We start from the raw sequence: 24,657 nt of genomic DNA on the forward strand, positions 1-24,657 counted from the left end.
GTTCCGATGCGGCGCCGCGACGCCGCTGAGCGTCGCGCCTGTTCCACCTAATAACGGCTGGTTTCCCCCGAATACGGTACGTGCTGCTTCGTGTTGTCGGTCTCGCAGGTTTCTCCTGCAAGCATTCGCTGGATTGTCCTCAAAAGACGGTGAAACCTGTTAGATCGACAATTATCCAACAACTAATATGTCCGTGGTGGCCGCTCGAGAATCTCAAAGATCTCTCGCGCACGATATTCCCGGTTCCGTTCCTTTCCAGTCGTCTCCTCAAGCACTCCTTCTTCCTCCAGTTGGTCGATCGCTCGATAGGCCGTTGGTCCCGTTACGTCGAGCAGTTCCTGAACAACGTTAGCAGTGAGATATGGCTGCTCGAAGAGTTTACACGCTAGTTCTGCATAGGCAGCAGAGGTGTCGCCGTACGTCGCTTCGTAGTCCTGCTGCAAGGAGTGAAGTTCCTGAGAACGGAGTAGGGATTCTTCTGCCTGGTGGCGGATACCCGTCACGAAGAACTCTACCCATGCTTCCCACTCGCCGTACTTCCGGACGGCGTTCATACGATCGACATACGTCTCTTTGTATCGATTGAAGTACTCGCTCAGGTAGAGCGTTGGTTGCTCGAGGTAGTCTTGATCAGACAGTTGTAATGTGATGAGGAGACGTCCGAGCCGACCGTTACCGTCCCCGTAGGGGTGAATCGTCTCGAACTGATAGTGTGTGAGCGCAATATCGATGAGCGGGTGGTAGCTTCCACCGGTCCGGATATACGTCATTAGCGCAGCCATCAGTCCGTCGACGGCGCTTGGAACGGGAGGGACGAATTCACCCAGGTGATTCGGGACGGTCTTGAATGCCCCAATGGTATCCGTTTCTCGGCGATCTCCAGGCACGTCGGTCAAGAGTGTCTTATGGAGAGTATGCAGAAGGTCGATGGAGATCCCATCACCGTGATCGAGAGCGTTGATCCCGCTTTTTAGAGCACGCTCATAGTTGAGCACTTCTTGGACGTCTTTAGTTTCGTCTATAGCTGCTGCTTGCTCAGCAACTGCATCGGATCGGTCCAACGATCGGGTCTCAAAACTATAGAGCGCATTGTAATCGATATCTGCACCCTCGATTTCAGATGATTCCATTGCTTCTTTCCGAAGCAACGACGTGTATAACACGGGTGCGAAATCGGTCGTCAGTCCGAACCCGCTGAGTTTTCCGAGCCAAAACGTCGCCTCCGAAAGCAGCTCATAGAACTCTTTCCCGAATTGTAACTCGCTATCTGGCGGAAGGGGATCTGGGTTATAGTATGGACGCCGATCGTATGGAACAAGGCGTCCCGGGGCGTCGTCAGGTAACTCCTGAAGAGCCATTTGTGACTACAACACGATTGACCCTGCCGTTAGTTAAATTTGCCCCTCATGAATCTAAGTTACCTGCGGAAAAGCGGGGCATTGTCCTTACTCACGACTCAGATTGTTAAGCGGAGATCTCTTTGTCTTCAGCCTTGAGAAAGGCGAAGACAGGGTTTCAACGTCCATTTTAACGAAGAGACGGTGGGTTTCAACCTGGACAAAGAAGAGAGTGGATACTCCTTGACCCCGGACTGGAATGACCGGCGTGCTACCCGGTTCTACGATCCGAAACTCCGAGTCGAAGTCCGTCCGTCGTCCGGGAACTCGCCCTCGCAGGTTGTTTAGAGAATATGTCCCCTGATCGGCATTCAGAGAGCGTTGAATTTTTGTCTACTGTGACAGCAGTATCACGCCACCTATCTTGATTCTCCAGGTAATGACGATTATCATTGGAACGTTTATGTTTCGATAGATATAAGAAAAGAAACAATTCCCGAGTGGTGGTTTCCTCTCCGACCTTGATGGTCGGGTCATCCGCCTCGACCGCCTGTAAAACACTAACAACCGCGCTACTTCCTGTGAACCAGCCCCTTACAATCAAACCCAAATTTATTTATCTTTCAATGTCTAGTGATATCATATGACGATTGTTGCTTCAGTTGATGACGAGGAGAGATCGAAAGCAGTAGTGAAGGAAGCGGCGACGTTAGCCGATCGCTTTGACGAACCGCTTCACATCGTGTCCGTGTATGAAGAATCGGAGCACGATCATCTCATCAACGAGAAAATCGACATCGATCAGAAGGCGACGGATGAGGACAGAAAAGAAATCGCTCGAACGGTCGCCGAACGGGCTTCCGAGGGGATTTCGCGGGAGCACGAAGTGATCGGGCGGACGGGAAATCCCGCCGAAGAAATTCTGGATTATGCAACCGAGGTAGATGCCCGATATCTCGTTCTGGGGGGACGGAAACGGTCGCCAGTTGGCAAGGCGCTATTCGGAAGCGTCACTCAATCGATCCTCCTGGACGCGGACCGACCGGTAGTCGCGGTGATGGACAGCGACTGATCCGCTCTGCTGTTTGATCTCCTCAGATTGTCTGTTGGCTCAACGGAAGGCATTCAGCGACTCGAACTGCTATCGCTCGCTACACGGTAGTGATCGCGAATTCTAAAGTTTCCGTAATGTAGATATAGATGGCACTGTCTAGTTGAGCCAGTTTGAGAAGTGAGCAGGTCGTAATGTTGAGTTGGTTGATGCTCGCAGACCTGCTCAGCGAGAGCTATGGGACGGATTCAGAAGGTTCTTGGGAGAACGAACGGACGGCGACGCCCGTCAGGGCGTTCGCCGTCCGCCTCCCCCAGACCGGTTATTCGCTTCGGGAGACAACAACGATTCACGCTGAATTAGGCGTTGAACGCTCTCACGGAGCAGTCTGGAATTGGGTTCATCGGCTGGCTGACAGCGGACGCGACTCGCCGACGGCATCGCCGTCGCGGGTCGCTGTTGACGAAACCGCTGTCAAGATCAACGGTGAGTGGTCTTGGCTGTATGCTGCAATAGACATCGAGACAAAGTTGATTCTTGACGTTGCGCTGTTTAGTCGACATGGCACTGATCCGGCGGCTGCGTTTCTGCAGAAACTCCGCGAGAAATACGATCTCTCCGAAGCTGAGTTTCTCGTCGATCAATTTGGCTATCGGACTGCCCTCTCGAGTCGGACTGAGCGGTCGGGTCAACTATACCGACCGAAACCTCATTGAAAAGTGGTTTCACACCCTCAAAATGCGTATCGACCGCTTCTATAATTCGTGGGTGGGCAGTCGGGCGAGCGTCCGCGAGTGGCTTGAACAGTTCGTGCATTACTACAACCACCAGAGACCGCATCAAGCTCTCGATGGAAGCGTGCCAGTCGAGGTGGTGCAGAACTAGACAGTGCCGGAATACCGAATCCATATTCTATCTGATTGGGTAGTATAGATAGCCTAAGTGAATAGCCTAACTTGATGACCTAACTAATACAGCTAAAAGAAAATTCGAACGCTCGCGCCGCCTCAGTGGGTAGTTTGAGATGGAGGCGGGCGGAGAGCCGTTGAGGGATGACGTTCGCGGATCAGTCCGGGACGTGCTGCATGGCTGGAGTTGCTGGAATCTGAGATTCTGAGGGGACGACATCCGTAAGGGTGTTAGAGTCCGACTTCATGCAACTGGTACCTTTCCGTCTGTCTTCCTCGAAAACACGCTGAGTAGTCTCTTCTCCTCGAACGCGATCTAATCGTCGTCGTGTTCCCGCACCGGAGTCTCGTTCGTTTTCGCGGCCGTGATTAGTGTCTCTTCGTCCGATATCGCGAAGTTCTCTCGATAGTGTTCGCGGGCAGAAATATAACTCGCGTAGACGATCGCTAAGAGGAAGAGCGTAAACGGGAGAGCGAGCACCGGTGGAAACGCTTGCATCGCGTCGAACACGGGTAGCTCCAGCGTCATCACGCCGAGGAACGAGAGGAGAATTCCCCACCAGGCCCGATTTCGCGCGTTCGGATCTTCATTGCCGAGAGTTATCGAAGATAAGATATAGACGGCCGAATCCAGAGACGTGACGACGTACCCTGCGATCACCAGCATGAGCAGGACTCCTAAGAGGGATCCGAACGGTGTGAGGGTAACCGCAGTTGCGACTGCGGCCGGGATGCCGCCGTCGGTCAGCGCGTTACTGACTGGGTCGATATATCCCGGTGCAAGCACCCATCCGCCAACGATGGAGTGCTGTATCCAGAGCAACACTCCGGGAATGACTACGAGGCAAACGAAGGTTTCACGAATGGTTCGGCCCTTCGATACGCGAGCAACGAAACTGCCGACGAACAGGCCCCACGCGGCCCACCAGGCCCACCAGAAACTGGTCCATTGCTGCGGCCAGTTGGCCGCAGCCGTTGGTGCGGAATACAAGGAGAGCCGGAACATATTATTAAGCCAGACGCCACCGGCATCGAGCCCAAGATTAATCGTGAACAGTGTTGGGCCGACTACGAGAAGAAATGCGAACGTGATCAGCATGAGAATAACCGTAATCCGAGCCGCGTTACGAATCCCCTTTCGCAGTCCTAACCAGACGTCGCCGAGGAAGACTAACCCGAGAATTCCGAACAGTCCGTACGTAAATATCGTCGCGGGGACTCCGAACACGGTATCCAAGAGGGCAGCAAATACCTGCGCAGAGAACCCAATAGCTGCTGCAACGCCGCCGATAATGGCGATCAGCGCAGCGAGATCGACAGTCCAGTAGAGGAACGTGTACCGATCCGTATCGAGGAAGACCTTCAACATCGAACTGAATTTATACGTTTCCGTGCCGCGCGTGTAGATGATCAATCCGAACGCTAACGCGAACGGCGGATACCACATGGCGAGCCCCGGGAAAACCTCGTGGATGAACATAAACGAAAGTGCGAGCGATTCTATCGGGACTCCCGCAACTGGCTGTGGATCCGGCGGCGGATTGGCTACAATCGAGATCGGCTCGCCGACTCCCCAAATGATGATGGATCCGCTATATCCGACCGTGAACACCATCGCGAGCCACGAAAACAGATCGAATTCCGGTTCAGCGTCTTGTCCCCCGATTCGAATGTGGCCGTACCGAGAGAAGACCATGAACGCCGAGAAAATGAATAATATAAGTCCGAGTAACATGAACCACCAACCGAAGTAAGTTAGTACCCATTCGAAGGCCCCATTGAGCGTGTTGTTGAGCCGTTGTGGACTCAGGATCCCGACGGCCGCTACTACCAACAAAACGCCACCTGTGATGAAAAAGAGCAGTTTCTCGCCGTCGTCCGCCTCTTCTAACCCGAAGACGTGCCAGAGACTCATCGTGTATCGGTAGCTGAAATTCCGGTGCCGGAACTAGCCGTCCGCCCGATTGATCCAGTATCCAACAATTGACTCATGTTATGTATTACCAGTGTATCTGATGACCCAACAGCTTAACACTTATACCTTTGGGATGACAGGTGAGAGAACCTGGAATACCCCTGGCTAGTAAGGAACGAATTATCGCTAGAAGCAACGTGAAGGACCCGTCGCCGATAGATCGATCGAATTTGGATTCCATCCGCTGAATCAGATCCGTTCGCATCGCCTGGCTTGACTCGCCTCTCGACGCCCGAAGCACCGCGGAGTGTCCACGCATATGTCGGACGGGTTCCTCCGCCGCCCGGGTGTAACGGAGGTGATGCCTCGCTACATCGCAATCTCAGTACTTCTTTCGTAGCGGCAGGGCGCTGTACTCAGTTAGCGTACTACTCATAGCTCCGGGTCGTCGAGATTGACGTAGACGGATTTCGTCTGCTGGTAGTGGTCGAGCACTTCCGTCCCCAAATCCTTCCCGATACCCGACGCTTTGAAGCCGCCGTACGGGGCTTCCGGCAGAATCGGACCGTACTCGTTAACATAAATGAGCCCTGCTTCGATATCCGCGGCCGCATTGTGGACGATAGACGTCCGTTCGGTAGCGATACCCGCCGCTAGACCGAATTCGGTGTCGTTCGCGAGTTCGATCGCCTCGTCGTAGCTGGAAAACGTATTGATCGTCTGAACGGGGCCGAAGATCTCCTCTCGGGCGATACGCATATCGTTCTCGACATCGTCGAACACGGTCGGCTCCACGAACCAGCCGTTCTGGAGGTCGGTATCGTCCGGTGTTCCACCGCCCGTCAGCAACGTTGCACCCTCGCTTTCGCCGGCTTCGATGTATTCCATGACCGTCTCGTATTGGGATTCCGTGGTTAGCGGCCCCATCGTCGTTTCTTCGTCAAGCGGATCGCCGAGCGTGTAGGATTCGGCTTTTTCGATAAACCGGTCGACGAACTCTCCGTGGACGCTCTCGTGAACTATCGTTCGAGAGAATGCATCGCAGATCTCGCCTGTGCTATAAAAAATCCCGTCCGCGACGGCGTTGACCGCCTTTTCCAGGTCGGCATCAGGAAATACGATAAACGGAGATTTGCCGCCGAGTTCTAACGTGACCGGAGCGACGTTTTCGGCGGCTGCCTTCATCACTTTCTGTCCGACACTAACGCTGCCAGTGAACGAGATTTTGCGGACACGGTCGTGCTCGGTCAGTGCTCCGCCGACTTCCGATCCAGTTCCGGTCACGACGTTAACGACGCCATCCGGGAAGATGCCCTCGGAGAGTTCGGCAATTCGAATCGTCGTCATCGGGGCCTCCGCCGACGGCTTGAGCACGGTGGTGTTCCCCGCCCCGAGCGCAGGTCCGAGTTTCCACGCAGCCGCCCAGATCGGGAAGTTCCACGGCGTTATCTGTCCGACCACACCGTACGGCTCCTTGCGCGTGTACAGGTGCAGATCTTCGGCGGTGGATATCTGTCGTCCCTCCTGGCTCTGACAGATCGAGGCGTAGTACGCTAAGGTTCCTATCGCACCTTCGACCTCCCCACGCGCCTGCGAAATCGGTTTTCCGGTGTCTATACACTCTATTACGGACAGTTCATCGATGTGATCGCGGAGTACTTCGATCCAATCGAACAGGAGCTGGGATCGCTCAGCAGGGGTCGTCTCCGACCACTCTTCATCGAACGCTCTCCAAGCGGCATCGACCGCCGTATCGACCTCTCTCGAATGGCATCGCGGAATCGTCGTAATTGGTTCACCGATCACGGGATCGATCGTCTCGAACGTCTTCTCCGTATCGTATCGAGACCCGTCTATCCAGGAATTGAAATCGCTGCTGTCCCTAACCTGTTCTCTTGCTTTCATGTGGTTCTCCCGTACCTGACCGCTGAACGTCTCGGATACCATTGGCGAAATATGGTATGTTACCGCCACACATATATTTTCGGTCACACATGCCGAAGCTAGCGCTTCGAACTTTAGAACCGCTTCTTTCCGGCTCACTTCCTTGCTCTCGTCGAATCATCATCCGACGAAAAGTACAGAATCGCGTATCGGTAGGTGAGCGAAGCGGACCCAGTCGAACCACTAAGTGACTGCGGTCAGCGGTTTCGAGAGGTTGCTCTCTGCGATTCGTGGCGATCAGTAGGCATCGCGAGCGACTTTCAGGAGATCGTCGGAATCCGCGTCTCGAGGATTGTCATGGATCTCGATCGTGTCTAACGACTTCTCCGCGATCTCCGGGAGATCCTCCGCTGCGACGCCAAGATCCCGGAGGCTCGACGGAAGGTCGACCTTGTCGATGAGATCCTCTACGGCACCCACCGCATCCATAGCGGCCTCCTCATCGGATCGCCCGGATACGTCTATGCCCATCGCCTCGGCGACTTCAGCGTATCGACCGGGAACGGTTTCGATGTTGTATCGCATCACCGCCGGCGTGTACGCAGCGATGGCCTCACCGTGTGGAATTTCGGGATACATCCCGCCGGTCGTCTCGGCCAGGGAGTGGATCGCGCCGAACCCGGCGAAGTTTTCGCAGAAACCCGCTACGTGCGAGCCGAACATCATCTGTTCACGCGCCTCCATTTCTCCATCTTCGTAGGCGGTCGGCAGGTACTCCGAAACGAGACCCATCACGTGCTCGGTCATCGGTTTGACGATCGGAGGACAGGCGGCCGAAACGTGGTTCTCGAGGGCATGGGAGAAGGCATCGAAGCCGGTCGCGGCGGTCTGTCTCGGCGGTAGCGTCGCCGTCAAAGCCGGATCGACGAGCGATATCTCGGCGCCTAGATACGGGCCGCCAGGGTACAACGGCGACTGGCCGAGGGCCATCTTGAACTCGCGTTCCTCGTCGGTTACGACGGCCCAGTAATCGACTTCGCTCCCGGTTCCAGCAGTCGTCGGCACCGTAACCAACGGAAGGGGGTGATTTTCGATCGGTTCTTCCATGACCTCTTCAGTCGATGTAACCTCATAATCGACGAGTTCTCCGGGATTGGTCGCCATCAACGACGCCCCTTTTCCAACGTCGATCGAGCTTCCGCCGCCAACGGAAACGATGACGTCACACTCTTCTTCCGCCACGGTTTCCGTCGCCTCGTCGACCATTTCGACCGTCGGATTGGGCTCGACTCCATCGTACGTAGTGTACGCAATTCCTGCAGCCGTGAGCGACGTTTTTATCCCGTCGACCAATCCGGCGTCGAGGACACCCCGATCCGTGACGATCAGCGCTTTCTCCCACCCTTGCGTGTCAACGATCGGCCCGATATTCTCGCTGGCGCCGTTCCCGAACTCGACCCAGATCGGAAACGTCAGCGTATAGTCACCGAGACTCATCGGGACTCACCACGGCGATTCCGGACGAGAACGCCAGGCGGTCTCTTCGCTATGCCATCTACAGATCGCTCCCGATCTGTGTGGGTGTCTTTCTCTCTCATCCCGGGCGAGTTTTCCATATGCCAGTATATAAATTTTGCTGCCAGATAGAGCCTGTTACGTTTTGATACCGTATACGATTTTGTACAGTCGGCTGCGGATACCAGTGAAGTGATTAAGTCTGCAAACCATGCTCATTTGTCTCACGGATTATAGACGAGAGTCGCTGATTCCGCAGCCCTGACGCGTGATTCGGCCGAGCGAGCGATTCGAGATCACCCCGACGAATAGCCGTCCGAACTGATGGATTTCGAATATGGAAACGCTGCTCGTCCCACTGATCATCGAGTCGGATCCCGAGGGTGCGGCCATCTCTAAGTTCAATATGCGGTTTGATGTCGCCGCAGATTTTCGACAGCATTTCATTGTATCGTGCGACCAACCCGCGATCGCTACGACTCATCGGGACGATTTTTTGCCAATCGACGTTCGAACGATTCGACAGTCCGCTCGAGTTCCGGGATGATCCCCTGCTCGAGCACCTCTCCGGTCACGCGATAGCTCGGTCCCGAGACGCTCATAGCTCCGATGATCGTTCCATCCGGTCGGGTGACCGCCATACCAACGCTCCGCAACCCATCGGCGAACTCCTCATCGTCAACGGCGTATCCCCGTTCAGTGATCCGATCGAGTTCCTCGAAAAAATCGCGGCGCGCAGTGATCGTGTTGTCCGTTTTCGCCGGTAGTCCCCACCGATCGAGGATCGCTTCGACACGCGCTCGGGGAAGGGCAGCGAGAATCGCCTTGCCGGTGGCCGTGGCGTGCATGGGGTAGTACGTCCCCATCCGCGCACGGTAGCGGTTTGACTCGCCTTCTCCAGGATACTTCACCCATTTATGATATGATTCTGAGATCGTGATGATACGGCCGTGATCCTCGATCACGAAGTCGACCTCCTCATCGGTTGCGTCCGTCAATTCCCTAACGGCCTTGTCCGCGATCTGGTATCCCGGCTTTCGACTCCGAGCGTGTTCACCTAAACTGAGGAATTTCGGACCGATGTAGTAGTAATCGTCTTCTTTCACCAAATACCCATGTTCGTAGAGGGTCATCGCGTGCTTGTACACCGTACTTTTGGCGAGCGACAGATCGTCGGCGAGCTGTGGAAGTTTTGCGCCACCGCATTTCCGTATCTGATCTACCAGCGCCAGCGACCGGGCAGTCGTTTTCAGCATCGGATCCCTCGTTCGGTCTTTCATGTGATGCGAATCCACACCATGGTAGTTAAGCATTTCTCAAATCGAAATACTGTCTCGTCTCCATTTTCGGGAAACGCTGTCGGTGAGCCGGTTACAGCTCCCATCGTTCCATCACGAATTCGCACGTTCATGGATAGTTACCGTTCACGTATTCGAAATCGCGCTCGTATCCTTCTGGCGCGGAGTGGGGCCGGTCGTTCGATCGCTATACGAGAGAACTCGCTCGAAGACGGGAGGGATACCGTTTGAACATAATGGGCGTGATCTGTACGAAGAGCATCGCAGAACCGTTGCCCGCCAACGGCTCGATCAGCAGCCAGCGACCGGAGCTTTCGACAGTACGCCGAGCGAATTGCGGCCTATCTTCGCTTCGTATTTCTTCGACGGTATCGGACAGCCGTAATCGGTTTGCCTTCGAGATGAATTACACTCCTATGCCTGTAATCTTCCATGGGAAATGAGAATCAGAGACGCACTTCGACGACGGTGAGCGTCCACCGACTGATACGAGGCGTGAGGCGTTGAACGCGGGTGCGATCGCCAGGTGAGTGCCAAATCAAGGTGGTCGTCGTGACGCGAAGGAGCCCGTCCGATTCGATACCGGTGAGGATGGCGTCCATTTCGTTTACACCCCTCGACGAACCGTGTCGGATCGTCGCTACCGAATGACCGCCCTCAGCTTTCGCATATCGAAACGGACGGGGACAGAAGACGGCAGTAGTCGTGATCCGGAGCTTCCGGTGCTATCGAGTGTTTTAAACCCAAACTCGCTATACGAAACGGGCGGCTGCCGGACCGTATTAGTCCGTCGATTCGAAGCCCCAGGCTTGTAGCCGTTCAACGACCTCGTCGACGTTGTGCATTGCCGCCTCGTAGGCGGCCTCCCGGACGTCGGTCTTCGACACGTCGGTTCCGAGTTCGTCGCTGACGGCGTCGACGAACTCGTCCTCGGCCTCGACCACGTAATCCCGGAGGTAGAACTGGACCATCTCGCGGTCCTGTTTCACGTTATCGCGGACGTAGACCCAGGGCACGCCGTCGTCGTCGGCGCCGACCTGCGGCGGCGCTCCGATGACCGCCTCGTTCGAGTCGGTGTCGCCGTTGTCAGCCGCCTGGCCCGCTTCGTCTCCCTCGTTCTTGTCGTTCCCCTCGTCTCCGCCATCTCCGTCGGCGGCGGACTCCGCAGGAGTCGATTCGTCCGCACCGTCGGTCTCGTCCGACTCGACGGCGGTCTCGTCGTCGGCGTCCGGCGCTGATTCGTCCGGTTCTTCCGATTCGGCCGACCCGTCCGGTTCTGATTCGGCGGCGTCGTCTTGGACGTCCGCGAACGGATCGCTTCCGGAACCCTTCTTCATCGTTCGCTCACCTCTTCGATTTCGGTCGCCAGGCGATCGATCTTCTCGAGTGACTCCATCTCGTGGTCGCGCTGTCGGTCGCGGTGTTCCTCGACATAGTGGCGGGGCGTGCACTGCTGGTCCCAGCAGCCTTCGAACAGCGACGACCGCTCGCGGATCGCGACCGGTGCGGGGTAGCCGCGCTCGCGAATCTCCGAGAGGTACCGTTCCTGGTCGGACGTCCGACCGACGCCGTTGGGCACGGCCGAGAGGACCCCGATTTCGGCCTCGAGTCGGTCCTCCAGTCCCTCCACGAGTTCCTCTAAGCCGAGGACGCTCTGCATTCCCTTCCCCGTCGGCTCGACGGGGATCACCAGGCTCCGCGTCGCCGACACGGCGTTGTAGAGGTGGGGTCCCGCGGTTGCCGGCGGGTCGACGACGATCACGTCGTACTGCTGGGGGATGCCCGACTCTAGGAGCACTTGGCGGAGCCGATCGTACGGATCGAAGTCGTCTCCCTCGCCCAAATCGGCGGCCATCTGTTGGGCGCGGTTGAGGAGGTCCTCGAGGTTCTCGAGCATGTTGTGACTCGGGAGCAGATCGAATCCGTACTCGGTCTCGTGGATTAGGTCCTCGACGTCGCCTTTTGGCCGATCGATCAGATGTCGAACGATGTTGTCCGCCTGGCTGTCGTCCCGAGGTGCGTCGACGTCGAGGAGGTAGGTGAGCGATCCGTTCTGCTGGTCCATGTCGATCGCAAGCACGTCGAGGCCGTGGTTCGCGTGGGCCTCGAGCAGCGCCGCGCCGACGGTCGTCTTCCCGACCCCGCCGGCCTCCGAGTACGTCGTATACGTGAGCATGGTGTTTAGTTAGTCTTCCCGAATATAATTCTTCCCCATACAAACCAACGCGACTATTCGGATAGACTAACTGAATAGCCTAACCGATAGTAATGGTCTTTCTGGGCGTCTAATTGCTGTTTTCCGCTTCACAGACAGTGAGTTTGGTTTCGAATAACTAGTTAGGCTGACCTATTATACTAATTGGTTATGGTTTCTAGAACATCGTTCAGAGGAGTACAATCTTCACTGTCCGCTCCGAGGCGGCTAATAACTCCAACGTGGACCTCGGAAATTCCACCCTAAGTCATTTGACAAATATTCTGGCCAAGCCGTAGTCCTGCGGCTGGCACCTCTCGATCCGATCGATCGAACACCGGACGAAGTGGAGTCGGCGGATCTACCGCGAGATACCGCCGCTATCGCGGTCGATGAGGGCGTCGACCTCCGAGCGAGTAACGACGGCGTGGTCGCCCGTCATCGTCCGCTTCAGCGCGGCGGTAGCCGCACCGTATCGGAGCGATTCCGCGGTCGATCCGTCCTCGCTCCGCTTCGCGAGGAAGCCGCCAACGAACGCGTCCCCGGTACCGATCGGGTCGACCGTCTCGGCGTCGAACGTCGCCTGTTCGACGGTCCCCGACGCATCGACGGCGAGGGCGCCGCGCTCGCCCCGGGTGACGACGACGGTCGAACACCCGTACGTCTCCCGCAGGTGAGTCGCGATCGCCGCCGCGTCACCGTCGATCTCGAGGACGTCGATCGCGTCGCGCTCGGGGACGAAGAGGAGATCAACCGACTCGAACAGCGACTCGTAAGCCTCCCGGGCGGCCGAGGGAGACCAGAGTTTCGACCGGTAGTTACAGTCAAACGCCGTCGTCACGCCGGCGTCCCGCGCCGTCTGCAACAGAGACTGCGTCGTCTCCGCGAGCGTCGACGAGAGCGCCGGCGTGATTCCGCTCGTGAAGAACACGTCGGCGTTTCGGACCGCGTCGATGTCGAGGTCGTCGACCGTCGCGGTCGTCACCGCCGCGTCGGTGCGATCGTAGATGACGTCGATTCCCCGCGGCTCGGGGCCGTGCTCGAGGTAGTACGCCCCCTGTCGCCCGTCGTCGCTCCACGCAACGTTCGGCTCGACCCCGTTCTGCCGGACGTCCCGAACGACCTTCCGTCCTAACGGGGAGTCGGGGAGCTTCGAGAGCCAGGCCGTCGACGTTCCGAGGTTCGCGGCCGCGATCGCGACGTTGCTCTCGGCCCCGGCGGAGCGGAACTCGAGTTCCGTCGCGGTTTCGATCCGCGTTCCCTCGGACGGGGAGAATCGAATCATCGTTTCTCCGAACGTGACGAGCGACGGAGACCGCGTCCCGGATTCACCGCTCTCAGTCATAGAATGGCATTTTCACGCACGCTATTTTGACGTTACTATCCCGAATTCGAACGAATCCCCATCGAGGACGTGCACCCCAGTAACCCTCGAGGTCGGTGATCGCGACAGTCACCGCGTTCTTTCCCGTTCCGCGCGTTGTCGGTTCGATCCCGAACGACAGATGACCTACGCGGTTTGCGCCGGCGCGGTCGCGGGGAGTCGCCGCCGGCGAGCGCCGCCGGCAACCCGTCCGTCGTGTTCGACGCGGCTGTGTCGTCCGGAACCTCACCACTCCGCGACGCTCCCGTCGTCGTGGCGCCAGACGGGGTTGTGCCAGTCGACGTCCTCGCCGGCCCGGTCGCGGACGTACTCTTCGTCGATCTCGATGCCGAGGCCGGGGTCGTCGGGGATGTCGACGTACCCGTCGCGGTACTCGAAGACGGACGGATCTGCGAGGTAGTCGAGCACGTCGTTGGTCTCGTTGTAGTGGATGTCGAGGCTCTGTTCCTGGATCAGGGCGTTCGGCAGGCAGGCGTCGACCTGCACGCACGACGCCAGCGCGATCGGGCCGAGCGGGCAGTGGGGCGCCACCGCCACGTCGTAGGCCTCGGCCATCGAGGCGATCTTCTTCACCTCGGTGATCCCGCCCGCGTGCGACAGGTCGGGCTGGATGAGGTCGACGTGGCCGTCCTCGAACAGCCCCTTGAAGTCCCACCGAGAGTAGAGTCGTTCGCCCGTCGCGATCGGAACCGTCGTATGCTGGGCAACCTCCCCGAGATCGTCCAGGTGTTCCGGGAGGACCGGTTCCTCGATGAAGAACGGATCGTACGGCTCGAGGGCCGCGACCAGCCGCTTCGCCATCGGCTTCGAGACGCGCCCGTGGAAGTCCACCCCGATGTCGACTTCGTCGCCGACTTCCTCGCGGACCTCCCGTAGCCGGTCGGCGGCGGCCTCGATCGCCGCCGGCGAATCGAGTCGTTCGATCTCCGGCGTCCCGTTCATCTTGAGCGCGGTGAATCCGGCGTCGACTTTCTGTCGCGCCTGGTCGGCGACGTCGGACGGCTCGTCCCCGCCGATCCACTGGTAGACGCGTAGTCGATCGCGGGCCGCACCCCCGAGCAGTTCGTACACGGGCGCGCCGTAGGTCTTCCCCTTGATGTCCCAGAGCGCCTGGTCGATGCCGGCGATCGCGGACATCAGGATCGGGCCGCCCCGGTAGAACCCGCCGCGGTACATCGTCTGCCAGTGGTCCTCGATGCGGGCAGGGTCCTCGCCGACGAGATAGGTGTCCAGCAGCTCCTCGACCGCCGATTTGACGGTCTTCGATCGGCCCTCGACGACCGGTTCGCCCCAGCCGACGGTGCCGTCGCTCGTCGTCACCTTGAGGAACAGCCACCGCGGCGGTACCTCAAACAGCTCGTACTCCGTGATGTGCATAGGTCCCACGTCTCGGACGTGACCTATGTCGGTTATGGTATCGGGTCGGTCATCGGCGAAATCGGTGGCGAGCGCGGCTTGACGGCGGCGAGCAGCGTCGTCAGACCGGTCGGCAGCGCGGCAGCGACGGACGCGATCCGGAAGAGACAACACCGATTTGCGCCTCCGCTGTAGAGAGTTGCTATTCGGCCCGAGTTTACCGGCTCCCGTCGCCGATAGCTGACGAACGATGCGTCGTCATCTGGGTGCGGAGGAGAGCGGTGTCTCGTTCGAAGTCTTGTGATTACCGAATCGATTGATCTCAGTAAGGCCCCTTCTTTGTCAAACTCCGTTACTCTCCGTCAACAGCGAACACCAACTTGATGAAATCGGCCGTCATCGATTCGACGTGGAAATCGGCCGCCGACGAGGAGAGTCGCCTGGCCATCGCTCTTCGATACTTGCTGTCGAGCGGACAATTGCTCGTCCGAATGGTCCTCGCTAGAAATACTAAATATTCTGTCTAGTTATACTAACTAGTTACCCTAACCGATAGTACGGGATAAGAGGCACTGTCTAGTTCTGCACCTCCGCAACTGGTACTTCCGTCGAGGCTTAATGCGGTCTTTGATAGTTGTGGTAGTGTACGAACTGCGCAAGCCACTCTCGGACGCTCGCCCGACTGCCCACTCATGAATTATGGAAGCGATCGATTCGCATTTGAGGGTGTGAAACTACTTTTCGATACGGTTTTGATTGGTATAGTTGATCCGACCGCTCTGTCCAACTCGGGAGAGGGCAGTCCGATAGCCACATTGATCGACGAGAAACTCGGCATCGAAGAGATCGTGTTTCTCGTGGAGTTTCCGCAGAAACGAAGCCGCCGGATCAGTGCCATGCCGACGAAACAACGCAACGTCGAGAATTACCTTTGTTTCAAGTTCTATTGCAACATATAGACAAGACCATTCGCCGTTGATCTTGACAGCGGTTTCGTCGACAGCGACCCGCGACGGCGTCGCCGTCCTCAGAACGCGAAGCGTTCTGATGGGTCGCACGAGAGCTTCGCTCTCGTGGACGTCGGCGGGTCACGTCTGCTATCAGCCAGCCGAGGTTCCCAGTTCCAAACAGCTCTGTGAGACCTTCAATACCTAATTCAGCGAGAATTGCTGTTGTCTCGCGAAGCGAATACCCAGTCTGATGGAGGCGGACGGCGAACGCCCTGACGAGCGTCGCCGTCCGCTCGTTTTCCCACGACTCTTCTAAATTCGCCGCATAGCTCTCGCTAAGCAGGTCTGCGAGTGTCAATCCAACTCAACTTTACGGCCTACTCACTTCTCCAACTGACTCAACTAGACAGTGCCGGATAAGAGATGGTTTCAGCGGCTGTCCTCGTCAACTAGTGAAAACTGAAACGACGTATTCATCTCGGAAAACCGGCCGAGTACGTCGACGGAAAAAACACGAGACTGTGTCTCGAGTGGCCGTTCGGACCGATTCGTCTCCGCCCTCGCCGATCGTCGAACGACGATTATCCGACGACCATCGCGCGGTCCACGACGTCGTCGCCGTACAGTTCCTCGAGTTCCTCGTGCTGATCCGGACGGTTCTCGTAGACGTCCTGAAACAGGGTGATGGGCGTCTGGGCCGCCTGGTAGGTCGCCTCGTCCCACATCCGATCGTTGCTGATTTCGACCTCGACGCCGTCGATGACCAGAGTCGCCGATCGTTCCATGGCAATGGCGCCCTTCCCGGCCTCCTTGGCCGCTTCGAACTCCTCCATCGAGTCGACGATGTCGTTCAGGCTCGGGATGTAGGACGTCAGGTCCAGCAGTTCCTCGGCCAGTTCGTCGCCGTCGAGGTCGCGCTCGTCGCCGCCGGCGCGGAGCCTGTACTGATCGTCGCCCGTCTCTTCGAGCGTCACGTCGCCGCCGTCGTAGACGTACCGGCCGTCCTCCTCGCTGAGGTCGACCTCGCGGCCGTTCACCTCGAGGAGCCAGCTGCCGGTCTCGGGCGGCAGCGGCGACCTGTTCGCTTCCGCCACCTGGCCGGGCGTCAGCGACCAGATGCCGAGCATCCCCTTCGCCTGGTTGTCGGTCATGCGCTCGTGGTAGCCCTCGACGTCGCGGATGTCGTCGTAGGGGCCGTCGATCGCGATGAGACCGGCGGCGCTGGCACCGCGGGAGGTGTTGTGGCGCAGTTCGTCCCACGGCGGCAGCCCGCCGGTGGGGGTGATCGCGCGCATGTCCTTGGTGTAGTCGACCTCGCCGTCGACGAGGAGGAACAGCCGTTCGAGGTTGTTCGACGGCTTGCCCATCTCTTCGCGGAGGTCGGCGAGCGCCAGCTCGGCTTCCCCGCTCTCGACGATGACAGACATGGCCAGGCTCCCTTCCTCGAGGCCGTACTCGTTCTCGACGATGGTGATGAACTCGTCGGCCTTCTTCCAGTCGTCGATGTCACCGACTTCCGGAATGACGAAGCCGTCGATGCGTTCGATCGCGCCCCTCTCGGGATCGGCGATCTCCAGCAGGTGTTCGAAACACCGGTAGCGGGTCGCGGGACTGTCCCGGTGCCAGACGATGCGGGGGTGAATCTCGCCGGGGAAATCGGCGCCGTGTTCGGCGATCACGTCGACGATGTTCTCGGCCCCTTCGTCGCGCATCGAGGGTGCCGTCGCGTCCTCGTTGTCCGGCACCCAGACGTCCGGCGCCTGCATGCCCCGGAGCTGGGCCGCCCGTCGCAGCATCTTGGCGGAATCGTCCTCTCCTTTCACCGCAGTCGGGGAGGTAAAGAAAGTTCGCACGAACTCTCTGTCGTGCCGTCGTTCGATACTCATGAGTGCAGTTCCCAATATTATGTTCTAATATTAAAATTGTTTGGTGAACGTGTCATCGACGGGAACGTCGAGTGCCGTCCTCCGAGCGGAACGGTGAGCGAGCGGACGCCCCCGAATCGACCGATCGGAACGGACCGGACGAAAGAACAATGGTTGTGGTTCCCAATCACACTGACGATGGCAACTCGTCTCGAGTCCTTCGAAACTGCCGTCCGGGAAACGACGGCGTCGACGATCCGGGCGACGCCCGAAACCGTCGAGGAGGCGCTGAGCGACGCGATCGCCGAACCGGCCGTCGGTGCACCGCTCCCGTTCGACGACGTCGCGATCGACGACGCGTCGGTACCGATAACGGTCGACCCGACGCGCGAGGAACTGCTCGCGGCCGAGACCGGCGTGACCGGCGCGGTGCTCGGCATCGCGTCGTACGGCTCCGTCGTGCTCCGCTCGACGACCGATGTCGACGAGTTGGCGGCGCTCTTCCCGGATCGCCACGTCGTGCTCGTGCGCGAGCGGGACGTCGTCGACGACATGGCGACGGCGTTCGACGAACTGGCGCCGATTTTCGAAGAGGAGGCCGCCGACGCGATAATCGCGACCGGACCGAGCGCGACCGCGGACATGGGCGCGCTCGTCTACGGGGCGCACGGGCCGCGCGAGGTCCACGTGATCGTCATCGACGAATCGGAATCGTCGGCGTCGACGTCGGGAGGTGGTCGCTGATGGCGGCGGATCGCCGCCGCAAAGCGGCCCACATCCGCCGGCTCCTCGAAACCGAGGGCGACAGCGTCGAGCAGAACACGCTCGCGTTCAACGAGGGGCGGTACGAGGCCGTCGACGACCTCGAAGAATACGAGGCGCTCAAAGACCGGGCCACGGCGATCAAAGACGACGCGATCGATCGGTTACCGGAACTGATCGATCGGGTGACTGAGACCGTCGAAGCAAACGGCGGGACGGTCTACCTCGCCGAGGACGCCGCCGACGCGAACGCGTACGTCCAGCGAGTCGTCCGCGAGCGGGAGGCCGAGACGGTCGTCAAGTCGAAGTCGATGACGACCGAGGAGATCGACCTCAACGAACACCTCGAGGCCGCCGGCGCGGACGTCTGGGAGACCGACCTCGGCGAGTTCGTGCTCCAGCTCGCCGAGGAAGCGCCCTCACACATCGTCGCGCCGGCGATCCACAAGTCCCGCGAGGAGATCGCACAACTGTTCAACGAGCGCTTCGACCCCGACGAGCCCCTCGAGACGGCCGACGAGCTGACCGCGTTCGCTCGCGACGTCTTAGGCGAGCACATCGAGGAGGCAGATATCGGGATCACCGGCGCGAACTTCATCGCGGCGGACACCGGGACGATGGCCCTGGTCACCAGCGAGGGCAACGCCCGGAAGTCGGTCGCCGTCCCGGACACGCACGTGGCCGTCGCGGGCGTCGAGAAGCTCGTTCCAACCGTCCGGGATATTCAGCCGTTCATCGAACTCATCGGCCGATCCGGGACGGGACAGGACATCACCTCCTACATCTCGTTGCTGACGCCGCCGGTCGACACGCCGCCGCTCCCGGACGCGGACGACGCGCCGATCGGTGACGGTGGCAGCATCGGTGGTGACGATGGCGGCGATCGCAACGGCAACCCCGATTCCGACCGGGAGTTCCACCTCGTCTTGCTCGACAACGGGCGCCTGGCGATGCGCGACGACGAGCAGCTCCGCGAGACGCTGCGCTGCATCCGGTGTTCGGCCTGCCTGAACTCGTGTCCGAACTTCCAGCAGGTTGGCGGCCACGCCTTCGGCGGCGAGACCTACACGGGCGGCATCGCGACGGGGTGGGAGACCGGCGTCCACGGCCAAGAGTCGGCGGCCGAGTTCAACGATCTCTGTACCGGCTGTACGCGGTGTGTCAACCAGTGTCCGGTCCGGATCGACATCCCGTGGATCAACACGGTCGTCCGCAATCGAGTCAACAACGGCGCCGATCGATCGTCGTTCGACCACCTCGTTGAGGGGCTCGTCCCGGACGAGGAGGCGCCGGGCTATCCGCTGCAGAAGCGCTTCTTCGGCAACTACGAGACGGTCGCCAAGCTGGGAAGCGCGACCGCGCCGGTGTCGAACTGGGCGACGGCGTTGCCAGGCGTTCGATCCGCCATGGAGCGAGTCATCGGCGTCGACGACCGGCGCGAACTGCCCGAATTCGAACGGGAGTCGCTCGTCGACTGGTTCCGCGACCGCGAGCGGACCGCACCCACGGATCCCGACCGGCGGGCCGTCCTCTACCCCGACGTCTACACGAACTACGTCCGGGTCGAGCGCGGGAAAGCCGCGGTCCGCGCCCTCGAAGCCCTCGGCGTCGCCGTCGAGATTCCCGACGCCCCTGGTAGCGGTCGAGCGCCGCTGTCTCAGGGCATGATCGCGACGGCGGAGCGAACGGCCGAGTCGGTTGCCGCAACGCTCGAGCCGTACGTCTCGGACGGGTACGACGTCGTCGTCATCGAACCGAGCGACCTGGCCATGTTCCGAGACGACTACGAGAAGCTGCTCGCTCCCGACGAATACGACCCGCTGTCGACGAACAGCTACGACCTCTTCGAGTACGTCTACGGGTTGCTCGAGAACGGGGCCTCGATCGACCGGTTGCGGACGGCCGGCGGCGAGGGGGTTGGCGACGAAGACACAGACGGGGACGACGAGCGTCGCCTGGCCTACCACAGCCACTGCCAGCAGCGCACGCTCGGCCTCGAGACGTACACGGAAGCGGTGCTCGATCGCGCCGGCTACGACGTCGCGACCTCCGACGTCGAGTGCTGCGGCATGGCCGGGAGCTTCGGGTACAAAAGCGAGTACTACGAACTGAGCATGGCAGTCGGCGAGCGATTACGGGACCAGTTCACCGAGCCGGACGTCCGGGATCGAGCCGTCGTCGCGTCGGGAACGTCGTGTCAGGACCAACTCTCGTCGCTGCTCGCCGATCGGCCGCGCCACCCGATTCGAGTGCTCGACCCCGGCGAGTCGCGCTGAGTCGCGCGGTCCGTCGTGTCCGGATTCAGAACGCGACACTGCGATAGCGAGCCGCCGCCGGTCACCGCGGCGATGCCATCAGACCTTGTACTTGTTGAGTTCGATCACGTTCGCCGCTCGACAGAGCCGATCGACGAACTCGTTCGATTCCCAGGTATCGTCGATTCGAGCGGTCGGTCCCGACACGCTGATCGCGCCGATGACGTCCGAATCGAATCGAATCGGCGCGGCGATACAGCGCAGCCCCTCGAGGCGCTCCTCGTCGTCGACCGCGAAGCCGCGATCCCGCGTCCGTTCTAACTCCTCGACGAGTTCGTCGCGGGACGTGATCGTCTTGGGCGTCACTTCCGGAAGCCCGTGTTGATCGATGATCTCGTCGACCCGGTCCCGCGGAAGGTGCGCGAGAATCGCCTTCCCGAACGCGGTGCTGTGCATGTGGTGCCGGCAGCCGACGTACGTGTCCAGGTCGACCGCCCGCTCGCCTTTCGCCCGGGACAGATAGACCCCCATCCCGTCCTCCTCGACGACGAGATGGACCAACTCGCCGGACGCCGCCGCCAGTTCTTCGACCTTTGGTTCGGCGACCTTGTAGACGTCTATCTCGCTTCGGATCTGGCCGCCGATATCGAGGAATTTGAGGCTGAGCCGGTAGGTTTTAGCGTCGTCGTCTTTGACGACGTATCCGTGTTCCTCGAGGGTGCTGAGGTGGTTGTGGACGGTGCTCTTTCCCATCTCGAGTTCGTCCGCCAGCGTCGTCACGCGCGCCTCTCCGAGCCGATTAAGCGCCGCAACGACGTCCAGCGATTTCTCGGTCGTCCGAACCGGGTGTTTGGCCCTGTTTCCCATATGCCACCCCTCCATATCCGACTCCATAAGCCTTGTTCTATCATGGAAAACGAACTCCTCGCGTCTCGGCGCGGGCGTTGCAGGCCGTTGCAGTTTGAGACGGACCCGACGTCGCGGTCGACCCGATCGCCACTCGCAGTCGACGTCCGTGCGGAAGGACGCGTGATTCTGAGATAGAAAACGGGTGGCGGCACTCCGCTTTGTTCCCTCCCCCAGCCATCGAATAAATATCCGATCTTTACATTCATATGGCAGTCATCATTATCTTTGATCCGAGACGGGTGCCACTAGTTCTATTATAGAGAACGGACGAACAGGTGATCGTAATCCGACGAGTAGCGGTCCGAATTCCGTCGCTGCGTTGGTGAATCGAGTTCTCCCGACGACGGTCGGCCAGGCGAGCCGCGATCGGATGCGGCAGTGCGTTCTGCGGCGGTGCGGTCGGAACGCGGTGCGTACGCTTGCGAGTACGCGAGTACGGACGATCGAAAAACGTCGACTCACCCGTCCGGCGACGGCAAGAAGAGACTCGCCGCGATCCCGATTCCGGCGATCACCGCGAGGCCGAAAAAGGCCTCGTTGAAGTACCCTTGGTCGGCGGCGGTCCCGACCACGAACGGGCCGGTCGCGCCGAGCCCGATGTAGACGGTCCGAAGCAGCCCGAGTCCGGTCCCCTTCGCGTCCGCGGGCAACTGGTTGACGAGATACGTTTGCGTCAGCGGCGTCGACCCGAGCAGCGTGCTCGCGACGGTCGTTACGAGCGCCAACGCGACGGGGCCGTCGACGAGCGGAAGCGCGAACAGGGACCCGGCCGAGACGCCAGCGACGACGAACAGCATGGGACGGACGCCGAACCGGTCGCCGCCCGCGCCGGCGAGCGGCTGGACGGCGATTCCGACGACGAAAAACCAGCCAAACAGCATCGCAGCGACGCTCGGTGATAGGTCCTTCACTTCGACGAGATACGTCGGATAGAACCCGGTGAACCCCTGGTACACGAAAAACAGCAGGAAGTGAATGCTGCTGATGAGGAGGATGAGTCGGTCGGCGATGCTGCCGACCGCATACCGGAGCGTCGAAAGCGAGAGCGAGTAGCTGTCCGTCCGACTCGACACCTGACCGGGGAGGACCCGGGAGATGAGGACGGCCACCAGAAGGAACATCGGGACGGTTATTCCGAATCCGGCCCGCCACGACAGTCCGGCGGCGAGCACGCCAGCACCGGCCGGAAGGACGGCGTTTCCGGCCTCGCCGGCGGAGAGCGTCAGTCCGACGGCCGTCCCGTCGCGGTCGTCGTAGATCGCGGAGAGAATCGTAAACCGCGCGGGACCGAACAGGGCGGTCGAAAATCCGAACACCGCCGTCGCGGCGAAAAGCAGTGCGGGCGTCCACGACGCGGCGACGACCGCGATCGCGAGGCCCGAGCAGACGGTGCTGGCGAGAAGCGCGTTCCCCTCGCCGACCCAGTCGCCGACGATTCCGCCGGGAAACTGCCCGAGCGCGTACGCGGTCCACAGGACGGTGACGAGCAGTCCGGCGCCCGTCAGATTGAGCGAGAACGACGCGCGGATGTACGGGAGGAGGGCGGGGAACACTAACCGAACGCCGAGCGAAAGGAACCACCCGCTGGCGACGCCGACGAGGATCCATCCGCGCCCGTCGCTCCAGAGCTCGTGCGCGGCGGTTCGAAATCTGGAGATGCGTTCCGTTTTCACGTGTCGTGCTACCAGATCGGACACATTCACTTATTGGTTTTGTCAAACGCTGATGAACGACTGCCGCCTGGCGATCGCGGCGGGGCGACGCCGTCGCGATCCAGGCGGGATCGTCTCGAGACGGGGCGGAACCGACGGGTACGCTCGTCCCGAGTGCGGAGAGCAACTGCCGGTGAACGAATCGCCTCCCCTCGGACGACGACCGTAGACTACGTCTGGACCGAGTGTTCGATGTAGAGTTCGAGTTCGTTGACGGCACTGAGTATTCGCTCCGGCAGTTCCTCCGTCAATTGGGTCCCTTTCACGCGGTGGGCGGGGCCGGAAACGCTCAGCGCACCGAGCACGTCGCCTTCCGAGTCCGTGACGGCCGCGCCGACGGCGTGGACGCCTTCGGTCGTTTCCTGCCGATTGAAAGCGTACCCCCGCTCTCGGATGCGCTCGCACTCCTCCGTTAACTCCTCGCGGGTCGTGATGGTGTTTTCGCTCACCTTTCCGAGCCCGCGGGTCGCGACGATCTCGTCGAAGCGCTCTGGAGACATATTCGCGAGGATCGCTTTCCCCGCGGCGCTCGTGTGGAGCGCGCCGCGCTTGCCGACGTGTGCGCCGGTCTGAACCGCGCTCTGTCCGACCTCCGTGTACAGGTAGACGCGCTCACCGTGTTCCTCCACGATGAACTGGGCGCGCTCGCCCGTTTCGGCGGCCAGCGAATCCACTTTCTCCTTGATCATGGGAAAGGCGGTCGTCATTCGCTGTGCGTATCCGCCGACCGTCAGAAACTGAAACCCTATCCGGTAGGTCCCGTTTTCCTGCGTTACGTAATTTCGTTCTCGAAGGGTAACGAGGTGGCGGTGGATCGTACTCGGCGCGAGTCCGAGATATTCGGATAGCTCGTCCATGGTGGCGCCGTCCAGATCGCGAATCGCGTCGACAATCTCCAGTGACGTTTCAGTCGTGCGCGCACCGGATTTGGTTTTGTTTGTCATGGGTGTCATTCCATCACGCACGATAATAAATCATATGGCATTCGGAGGTGTGCCGGGCCACAGACCGCGTCCGCGACCGAATTCGAATAGTCAGAATTCGATCCGGGACGACGAACCGTAGCGATCGAGCACCGGTAGTCTCCGGTAGTACTGTGGGGATGGGTGGCACATAATTCCCGCTCTGAGCGTTCGAGTCAGTGATAATACAGCCGACACCGGTGAGAGAGGTTTACGAAGATACGACTGTAAGGGGGAGGCGCCTATCGGGGACGGCGCGCGAATCGATCTGCGAAGACAGCGGTCGATCTGCGCCAGAAGAGTCGAAATACGGTTCCGATTTTTCGAATACCGGACATCAACCGCTCTCCGTTGAAGTATCGTCATCGAGGGATCAGAGACAATATGGAAACGGGAGCGT

The 24,657-nt window shown here is 59.8% G+C and carries 16 protein-coding genes and 2 pseudogenes; 4 read left to right on the top strand and 14 right to left on the bottom strand.

The features are described 5' to 3' along the window. Window positions 1-182 precede the first annotated feature (182 nt). Entirely contained in the window at window positions 183-1,358 is a 1,176-nt protein-coding gene (locus BMY29_RS18770; RefSeq protein WP_049989174.1) for a Fic family protein, read from the bottom strand. A gap of 622 nt (window positions 1,359-1,980) precedes the next feature. Between BMY29_RS18770 and BMY29_RS18775 the strand changes: the two genes are divergently transcribed. Together BMY29_RS18775 and BMY29_RS18780 are read left to right on the top strand one after the other, a co-directional pair. Then, the gene (locus BMY29_RS18775; RefSeq protein WP_049989175.1) at window positions 1,981-2,409 is read left to right on the top strand and encodes a universal stress protein; all 429 of its coding nucleotides are present in this window, start codon (window positions 1,981-1,983) and stop codon (window positions 2,407-2,409) included. 188 nt (window positions 2,410-2,597) lie between these two features. After that, window positions 2,598-3,273 (top strand): annotated as a pseudogene (locus BMY29_RS18780) (IS6 family transposase). Window positions 3,274-3,612: 339 nt separating this feature from the next. Here BMY29_RS18780 and BMY29_RS18785 read toward each other — a convergent pair. From BMY29_RS18785 to aceB, 10 genes and pseudogenes are all read right to left on the bottom strand, one after another. Then, a complete protein-coding gene (locus tag BMY29_RS18785) occupies window positions 3,613-5,211 on the bottom strand; it encodes a BCCT family transporter (protein WP_049989176.1) in 1,599 nt (532 codons plus the stop codon). Between the two features lie 432 nt (window positions 5,212-5,643). Further along, window positions 5,644-7,158: an aldehyde dehydrogenase family protein gene (locus BMY29_RS18790; protein ID WP_049989177.1), complete on the bottom strand. Its 1,515-nt coding sequence runs from the start codon at window positions 7,156-7,158 to the stop codon at window positions 5,644-5,646. 234 nt (window positions 7,159-7,392) lie between these two features. Further along, the gene (locus BMY29_RS18795) at window positions 7,393-8,592 is read right to left on the bottom strand and encodes an iron-containing alcohol dehydrogenase (RefSeq protein WP_049989178.1); all 1,200 of its coding nucleotides are present in this window, start codon (window positions 8,590-8,592) and stop codon (window positions 7,393-7,395) included. A 491-nt stretch (window positions 8,593-9,083) separates the two neighbouring features. After that, window positions 9,084-9,890 carry an IclR family transcriptional regulator gene (locus BMY29_RS18800; RefSeq protein WP_049989215.1) on the bottom strand — a complete coding sequence of 269 codons (807 nt, stop codon included), beginning with the start codon at window positions 9,888-9,890 and terminating at the stop codon, window positions 9,084-9,086. Window positions 9,891-10,690: 800 nt separating this feature from the next. Further along, window positions 10,691-11,245, bottom strand: a complete 555-nt coding sequence (locus BMY29_RS18805) for a DUF7970 domain-containing protein (protein ID WP_049989179.1) — start codon at window positions 11,243-11,245, stop codon at window positions 10,691-10,693. Further along, the gene (locus BMY29_RS18810) at window positions 11,242-12,084 is read right to left on the bottom strand and encodes a ParA family protein (protein WP_049989180.1); all 843 of its coding nucleotides are present in this window, start codon (window positions 12,082-12,084) and stop codon (window positions 11,242-11,244) included. Before BMY29_RS18810 ends, BMY29_RS18805 begins: the two co-directional genes overlap by 4 nt. Window positions 12,085-12,463: 379 nt before the next feature. Then, window positions 12,464-13,447 carry a bifunctional 2-dehydro-3-deoxygluconokinase/2-dehydro-3-deoxygalactonokinase gene (kdgK1, locus tag BMY29_RS18815; protein ID WP_049989181.1) on the bottom strand — a complete coding sequence of 328 codons (984 nt, stop codon included), beginning with the start codon at window positions 13,445-13,447 and terminating at the stop codon, window positions 12,464-12,466. A gap of 264 nt (window positions 13,448-13,711) precedes the next feature. After that, window positions 13,712-14,863 (bottom strand): galactonate dehydratase, encoded by a 1,152-nt coding sequence (gene dgoD / locus BMY29_RS18820; protein ID WP_049989182.1) that lies wholly within the window; start codon window positions 14,861-14,863, stop codon window positions 13,712-13,714. 511 nt (window positions 14,864-15,374) lie between these two features. Next, window positions 15,375-16,150 (bottom strand): annotated as a pseudogene (locus BMY29_RS20455) (IS6 family transposase). Between the two features lie 223 nt (window positions 16,151-16,373). Then, on the bottom strand, window positions 16,374-17,678 hold the full coding sequence (gene aceB, locus BMY29_RS18835) for a malate synthase AceB (RefSeq protein ID WP_049989184.1): 1,305 nt from the start codon (window positions 17,676-17,678) through the stop codon (window positions 16,374-16,376). 177 nt (window positions 17,679-17,855) lie between these two features. On the opposite strand from aceB, the gene BMY29_RS18840 reads away from it, so the two are divergent. Together BMY29_RS18840 and BMY29_RS18845 are read left to right on the top strand one after the other, a co-directional pair. Beyond that, complete coding sequence (locus BMY29_RS18840; protein ID WP_049989216.1) at window positions 17,856-18,401, top strand: LUD domain-containing protein; 546 nt, start codon at window positions 17,856-17,858, stop codon at window positions 18,399-18,401. Then, window positions 18,401-20,695: an LUD domain-containing protein gene (locus BMY29_RS18845; protein WP_049989185.1), complete on the top strand. Its 2,295-nt coding sequence runs from the start codon at window positions 18,401-18,403 to the stop codon at window positions 20,693-20,695. The genes BMY29_RS18840 and BMY29_RS18845 overlap by 1 nt, the downstream gene beginning before the upstream one ends. A 78-nt stretch (window positions 20,696-20,773) precedes the next feature. On the opposite strand, the gene BMY29_RS18850 is transcribed toward BMY29_RS18845, so the two are convergent. From BMY29_RS18850 to BMY29_RS18860, 3 genes are all read right to left on the bottom strand, one after another. Then, complete coding sequence (locus tag BMY29_RS18850) at window positions 20,774-21,541, bottom strand: IclR family transcriptional regulator (protein ID WP_049989186.1); 768 nt, start codon at window positions 21,539-21,541, stop codon at window positions 20,774-20,776. Between the two features lie 500 nt (window positions 21,542-22,041). Then, entirely contained in the window at window positions 22,042-23,256 is a 1,215-nt protein-coding gene (locus BMY29_RS18855) for an MFS transporter (RefSeq protein WP_173424871.1), read from the bottom strand. Window positions 23,257-23,465: 209 nt separating this feature from the next. After that, the gene (locus BMY29_RS18860) at window positions 23,466-24,239 is read right to left on the bottom strand and encodes an IclR family transcriptional regulator (RefSeq protein ID WP_049989188.1); all 774 of its coding nucleotides are present in this window, start codon (window positions 24,237-24,239) and stop codon (window positions 23,466-23,468) included. Between the last annotated feature and the right edge of the window lie 418 nt (window positions 24,240-24,657).

The organism is Natrinema salifodinae (assembly GCF_900110455.1).
GTDB classification, from domain to species: domain Archaea; phylum Halobacteriota; class Halobacteria; order Halobacteriales; family Natrialbaceae; genus Natrinema; species Natrinema salifodinae.